A 6,085-nucleotide genomic window follows, 5' to 3' on the forward strand; every position below is an offset into this window, starting at 1 on the left:
CTGGCACAGGAGGCGGGCGCTACTGACGGTACCCGCTGAGGAAGCGGCCGATCCGCCCGATCGCCGCCTCCAGGTCGTCCGCGTGCGGGAGGGTCAGGATGCGGAAGTGGTCGGGGGTGGGCCAGTTGAAGCCGGTGCCCTGGACGACCTGGATCTTCTCCCGCAGCAGCAGGTCCAGGACGAACTTCTCGTCGTCGTGGATCCGGTGGACCTTGGGGTCGAGGCGGGGGAACGCGTACAGCGAGCCCTTCGGCTTCACGCAGGACACGCCGGGGATCTCGTTGAGCTTCTCCCAGGCCACGGTGCGCTGCTCGTGCAGACGGCCGCCGGGCGCGGTCAGCTCGCGGATGGACTGGCGGCCGCCGAGCGCGGCCTGGATGGCGTACTGCGCGGGCGCGTTGGCGCACAGCCGCATGGACGCCAGCATGGTCAGGCCCTCCAGGTAGTTCCTGGCGTGCTGTTTCGGACCGGTGACCACCAGCCAGCCCGACCGGAAACCGGCCACCCGGTAGGTCTTCGACAGACCGCAGAAGGTCAGGACGACCAGGTCGGGGGCGAGCGCGGCGACCGAGTGGTGCACGGCGCCGTCGTACAGGATCCGGTCGTAGATCTCGTCGGCGAAGACCATCAGGCCGTGCCGGCGGGCGAGGTCGAGGATGCCCTCGATGACCTCCTTCGGGTAGACCGCGCCGGTCGGGTTGTTCGGGTTGATGATCACCACGGCCTTGGTGCGGTCGGTGATCTTCGACGCCATGTCGTCCAGGTCCGGGTACCAGTCGGCCTGTTCGTCGCAGAGGTAGTGGACCGCCTTGCCGCCGGCGAGGGTGGTGACGGCCGTCCAGAGGGGGAAGTCGGGGGCCGGGATGAGGATCTCGTCGCCGTCCTCGACGAGCGCCTGGACGGCCATCGAGATCAGTTCGGAGATGCCGTTGCCGAGGAAGACGTCGTCGACGCCGACCTCCAGGCCCAGTGTCTGGTAGCGCCCCGCCACCGCACGGCGGGCCGAGAGGACGCCGCGCGAGTCGGTGTAGCCGTGCGCCTGGGGCAGCATCCGGATCATGTCCTGGAGGATCTCCTCCGGCGCCTCGAAGCCGAACAGCGCGGGGTTGCCGGTGTTCAGGCGCAGGACGCTGTGACCCGCCGCCTCCAGCGCGTCGGCGTGCTCGATCACCGGGCCGCGGATCTCGTAACAGACCTCGCTCAGCTTGTTCGACTGCCGGAACTCCATGCGCGCTCGCCCCTCCGGTTGATGTGTTGCTTGGTTTTACCAAGTCCCCGCTTGGAAAGTCCAACGACATGTCTAGACTGCGTGCCATGTCACCTCGCCGAAGCTACGACCAGTACTGTTCCGCCGCCCGCGCCCTCGACGTCGTGGGCGACCGCTGGACCCTGCTGATCGTCCGGGAGCTGCTCGCCGGCCCGCGCCGCTACACCGATCTGCACGCCGACCTGCCGGGCGTGAGCACGGACGTCCTCGCCTCGCGGCTCAAGGACATGGAGCGCGACGGGCTGACCACCAGGCGTCGGCTGCCCCCGCCGGGGGCGGCCTATGTGTACGAACTCACCCGGCGCGGAGGGGAGTTGCTGCCCGTGCTGCAGGCGCTGGGGGCGTGGGGCGAGGGCGAGCTCGGTGAGCGGCGGCCCACCGACGCGCTGCGCGCGCACTGGTTCGCACTGCCCCTGGCGCGTGGGCTCACGGGCGAGGGCGTCGTCGAAGTGCGCCTCGACGAGGGCGACTTCCACCTGTTCGTCGGCGCGCGCGGCGGCCCGGTGTACGGCTACGGGCCCGCGCCCGTGGTGCCCGACGCACGGCTCGACCTCGACACGGACACCTGCACCGCCGTCGCACAGGGGGAGTTGACGGTGCTCGACGCCGTGCGTTCCGGGCGGATCGCGGTGAACGGCGACGGCCCCCTGGCCAAGGAGCTGCGCGAGGCCTGAGCGCCTGAGCCGCGGGAGCCGGGCGCCTGGGGGCCGGGCGTCCGGGGGCCGGGCTCCGTGAAGCCGCGCAGGGTACGGCGAAGGCCCGCCACGCTGCCGTGACGGGCCCTCCGGCCGTACCCTGGTTCCCCGCCGCGTCGGTGACGCGACGTCAGGTAGGGGTCAGGCGCTCGGCGGCACGTGCCGCGGCCGCCCCGATCCACGCGTCAGCGTGTAGCCGCCGATACCGGCGAGGGCGGCCAGGACGGCGCCGATCGCGGTCCACACCCAGCGGTCGGACCACCAGCCGGACGACCAGCCGTCGTCGGGCTCGATGCTGGACAGGACGGCCGGGCCGGACGAGTCGTCCTTCGCGTCCGAGTCGTCCTGCCCGGCCTTCTGGACCGCGATGCCGGGCACCAACGGCCGGGCCAGCGAACCGTCCACGGCCGCGGATCCGCCGATGTCCTTCGACTCCACCCGCAGTTCGGCGCCTATCGGAAGGCCCAGGTCGGCCGCGGTGAGGCCGAGGGCCGTCAGACGGACGTAGTACGTGCCCGGCAGCGGATCGTTCGCCCACGGCTCCGACCAGGCGCGCACCGTGCGCAGCACACAGGTCAGCTCGACGGAGGCCGCGCCGGCCGCTGCGGTGCGCGTCTGCGCGCCGTACTGGCAGGCCTGGCGGCGCCGCAGCCCGTCGTACACGTCGACCTGCCAGGTCTGCCCGGTGTGGGACTTCGGCAGCTTCACCGTCGCCTTCACCGTGGGGCGTTGGCCCGAGTCGGCCGGGAACGACCAGTACAGGTAGTCGCCCGCGGAGCCGCTCGCCGTGGCCTTCTGCCCCTGGTCGATCTCCGTCGCCGTACGGAACGACGTGCCGGCCTCGGTGGGCGCGGAGGCGTCGCCCGAAGGGCTCGCGGAGGGAGAGGAGCCGGCCGCCGCCGGCGCGACCGCCGGGCCGAGGGTCAGGCCGACCGTCAGGCCGAGCGCCGGCAGTGCGCCGCTCAACACACGGGTGATTCTCATCAGTTGGTCCTCCAGACCGCGACACGCCAACGTGACAGCCAGCCCCACAGCACGCCCGCCAGGAAGCCGAACAGGACCAGGGCGCCCAGCAGCCACCAGCCGCGCCCGAGGCCGAACGAGGCCACGTCGCTCGCCTGCGAGGGACCGTCGACGACGTCCACGGTCAGCTCCAGCGGCAGGCCCGGCGTGGTCTTCACACCGGCGGCCGCCGAGTAGGAGTTGGTCACCTGAACGCACACCGTCTCGGCGGCCGCATCGTCGTCGTCGGCCTCCGCCTTCGGGTAGCGCAGACCGGTCGAGACGACGTCGGTCCGGCCGTTGCCGGCCGCCTCACCACGCACGATCTCCCGGCCGTGCGTGGTGACCGCCCGCAGCAGCACCCCGTAGTCGGGGTTCACGGCCCGGTCCGCGGCCACGCTCACCGAGGCGCGCAGCTCCTGACCCGGCTCGACGTCCACCCGGTACCAGCGCTGCCGCCCGAACTCCTCGCGGTCGGTGTACAGACCCGACTTCAGCGTGGGCGCCCCGGCGCAGGAGGCCGCGCCCTCGGTGGCCACCGGCGTGACCACGGGGTCCGCGGCCCGGTCCACCAACTGATTGACGCGGTCGGTGAGTTGGTTTGTGTGCTCGACCGAGGTGTAGGTGCCGCCGGTCGCCTCGGCGATGCAGCTGAGCTGCCGGCGCATCGTCACGTTGGGCACCAGGCCGAGGGTGTCGATGGTCAGGCCGATGCCCTTGGCCGCGATCTCGCGTGCCACCTCGCACGGGTCGAGCGGAGCGCAGGTGTCCTCGCCGTCGCTGATCAGCACGATCCGCTTGGAGCCGGTGCCGCCGTCGAGGTCGCCGGCCGCCTTCAGCAGTGCGGGGCCGATCGGCGTCCAGCCGGTGGGGGACAGGGTGGCCACCGCCGTCTTGGCCTCGGTCCGGTCCAGCGGGCCGACCGGGTAGAGCTGCGCGGTGTCCTTGCAGCCCGTCTTGCGGTCGTCGCCCGCGTATCCGGCTCCCAGGGTGCGGATGCCGAGCAGGACGTTCTCCGGGGTCGCGTCCAGCACCTCGTTGAACGCCTGCTTGGCCGCGGCCATGCGCGTCCCGCCGTCCATGTCCTTCGTCCGCATCGAACCGCTGACGTCGAGGACCAGGTCGACCTTGGGCGCGGCGGCGGTGGTCTCGTCGGCGACGGCCCCGGCCGGGAACGCGAGCCCGGCCGTGAGCGCGGCGAGCAGGGCGCAGACGCCCGCCGCCAGCCGTTGTGTTCTGATCATCGGCGGATCCTATTGATCAGACACGTCCCGCCACAAAACGAGATCAGTTTCCTTCCCCGCGCAGCGGGTTGGGCAGGAGCGCCCACCGGTCCCCGGGCGCCCCCGGCGACAACCGCATCAGCGTGAGCGCCTTCGCCGGCAACGGCTCCTCGCACAGGGCCGCCAGGTCCGGGGTGCGCGGGAGGTCACGAACAGCCGCCTCCAGGGCCGCCCGCAGGGCCGGACGGCCCCCCGCGGCCCCCGCCAGCGCGCCGGCGACCAGGGAGCCGAACAGCTTGCGCCGCAGCGCCGTCACGTCGTCCGTGCGGATCCGGGCGGGCAGGCCCTCCGGCAGCGCGACGCCGTGCCGGGCCAGCCGGGCCGGACTGACGCGGATGTCGGCCAGATCGCGGTAGACCAGCCGCAACGGGACCCCCGACGCCGACAGCACGACCAGCAGGTTCTGCCCGTGCGCCTCCAGCGCGACGCCCAGCTCCAGCAGCCGCAGTCCCACGCCGAGCGCCAGCCGCGCGAACTGCGCGAGCCAGAGCGGGGACCGCGGCAGCCCGGTCACGTCGAGGGCGGCGACCGGCACGACATGCTCGCCCGGCGCCCCGTACACGTCCGGCGGCTCGCGCAGCACCGCCGCCAGGTCGGGGGAGCGGGCGGTGGCCGCGCCCAGGCTGCGCGTCAGGTGCAGCAGGCCGTCCGTGTGCGGCGCCAGGCTCTGCGCGAAGTCGGACAGGGCGGCCGAGGCGGCGACGGAGCCGACCGAGATGTCCCGCACCGACGACGTCAGCCGGGTGCTCAGCGCCGTCTTGACGTGCGGTCCCCCGGGCACGGCGAGCGTGCGCAGCGACATCAGCGGATGCGCCGTCACGCCCTGCGCGCAGGACCGCTTGAGCACGTGTGCCGCCTGCCACGGATGCACCGGGATCATCAGCCGCGTCCCGTCCCGCAGATGCTCGGGCCACTCACCCGACACCAGGCACTCGTCGGCCGGCACGGGCAGCAGGCCCAGCCGCACGGCCGGCCGGTGCTCCGGCCCGTACGCCAGCTGCTCGGCGACCGAGAAGCCGGGCCGGGAACGGCAGTTGGGGTGGAAGGGGTGTCCGTCGACGACCCTCTGCTCCCACTCCCAGTCCCGCACCGGCCACCGCTTCGGATCGGCCGACGGGGCGTCGCGGGGGTCCTGCCCGGCCCGGGACAGCGCCGACGAGGCGACGCTGTGGTCGAGCTCGGCGGCGAAGCCCGACCCGTGCGGGACGGCCAGCGCCGTCATCAGGCGGGCGGGGTCGTCGTACGCCGTCCCGTCCAGCCACACCTGCGTCACCTGGTCGGCGCTCGCGTACGGGTCCGAGCGCGGACCGCGCAGACGGCGGCCGTCGCGCAGCCGAAGCGTGACCTCCCCCCGGTCCTGCGCGCCGGCCCCCCCGCCCGGCTCTCCACCCGACTGCTCGCGGCGGTCGATCCAGGGCAGCGGCTCATGGGCGAGCCCCCGCCACAGCCGGGTCAGCACGGCCGCCCGGGCTCCCGGCAGCGCGGCCGCGAACCGCGGGCCGAGAGCGGGGCGCACGACGGCCAGTTCCTCGGCCAGCTCGGCCTCGGCGGTGGGGGGACGATGCACGGGTGGGCTCCTGGGGGTACGGGTACCACGTCACGACAGGGCGTGCGACGACAGCGATACTGATCTTCTCCGCCCGGAAGAACCGTAGGGAACCAGGGAACCAGTGGATCGCGTGGACCTCATCCCCCCGCCCGTCGAGGCCGCACCGCCTGCGGGGGCCGCGTCGCGCGCCGAGGCCGCGGCGCGTGCCCTCGGAGATGAAGGAGGCGCCCAGCACCCAGGCGGCCTTGCCGTTCTCACGCTCGGTCGGCGTGAAGAGCTTGCCGCGGAC

5 protein-coding genes are annotated in these 6,085 nt (G+C 73.3%); 1 reads left to right on the top strand and 4 read right to left on the bottom strand.

Going from position 1 to position 6,085, the window contains the following annotated elements:
* Positions 1-19: 19 nt before the first annotated feature.
* Positions 20-1,228, bottom strand: coding sequence for a pyridoxal phosphate-dependent aminotransferase (locus BG482_RS37725; protein ID WP_069773722.1), 1,209 nt, complete (start codon positions 1,226-1,228; stop codon positions 20-22).
* An 86-nt stretch (positions 1,229-1,314) separates the two neighbouring features.
* Here BG482_RS37725 and BG482_RS37730 point away from each other — a divergent pair, with 86 nt between their 5' ends.
* A complete protein-coding gene (locus tag BG482_RS37730; RefSeq protein ID WP_069773723.1) occupies positions 1,315-1,941 on the top strand; it encodes a helix-turn-helix domain-containing protein in 627 nt (208 codons plus the stop codon).
* A gap of 162 nt (positions 1,942-2,103) precedes the next feature.
* On the opposite strand, the gene BG482_RS37735 is transcribed toward BG482_RS37730, so the two are convergent.
* From BG482_RS37735 to BG482_RS37745, 3 genes are read right to left on the bottom strand one after another with little or no spacing between them, the layout of a single operon-like run.
* Positions 2,104-2,946 (bottom strand): hypothetical protein, encoded by an 843-nt coding sequence (locus BG482_RS37735; protein WP_069773724.1) that lies wholly within the window; start codon positions 2,944-2,946, stop codon positions 2,104-2,106.
* Positions 2,946-4,208 (bottom strand): VWA domain-containing protein, encoded by a 1,263-nt coding sequence (locus BG482_RS37740; RefSeq protein ID WP_069773725.1) that lies wholly within the window; start codon positions 4,206-4,208, stop codon positions 2,946-2,948. The genes BG482_RS37735 and BG482_RS37740 overlap by 1 nt, the downstream gene beginning before the upstream one ends.
* A 43-nt stretch (positions 4,209-4,251) precedes the next feature.
* Complete coding sequence (locus BG482_RS37745; protein ID WP_069773726.1) at positions 4,252-5,814, bottom strand: IucA/IucC family protein; 1,563 nt, start codon at positions 5,812-5,814, stop codon at positions 4,252-4,254.
* Positions 5,815-6,085: the final 271 nt, after the last annotated feature.

The sequence above is a fragment of the Streptomyces sp. LUP30 genome (genome assembly GCF_001746365.1).
Classification (GTDB): domain Bacteria; phylum Actinomycetota; class Actinomycetes; order Streptomycetales; family Streptomycetaceae; genus Streptomyces.

What these genes read in the sequence shown, in the direction of transcription:
- BG482_RS37725 (WP_069773722.1), bottom strand. Translation starts at nt 1,228, where the DNA reads ATGGAGTTCCGGCAGTCGAACAAGCTGAGCGAGGTCTGTTACGAGATC.
- BG482_RS37730 (WP_069773723.1), top strand. Translation starts at nt 1,315, where the DNA reads ATGTCACCTCGCCGAAGCTACGACCAGTACTGTTCCGCCGCCCGCGCC.
- BG482_RS37735 (WP_069773724.1), bottom strand. Translation starts at nt 2,946, where the DNA reads ATGAGAATCACCCGTGTGTTGAGCGGCGCACTGCCGGCGCTCGGCCTG.
- BG482_RS37740 (WP_069773725.1), bottom strand. Translation starts at nt 4,208, where the DNA reads ATGATCAGAACACAACGGCTGGCGGCGGGCGTCTGCGCCCTGCTCGCC.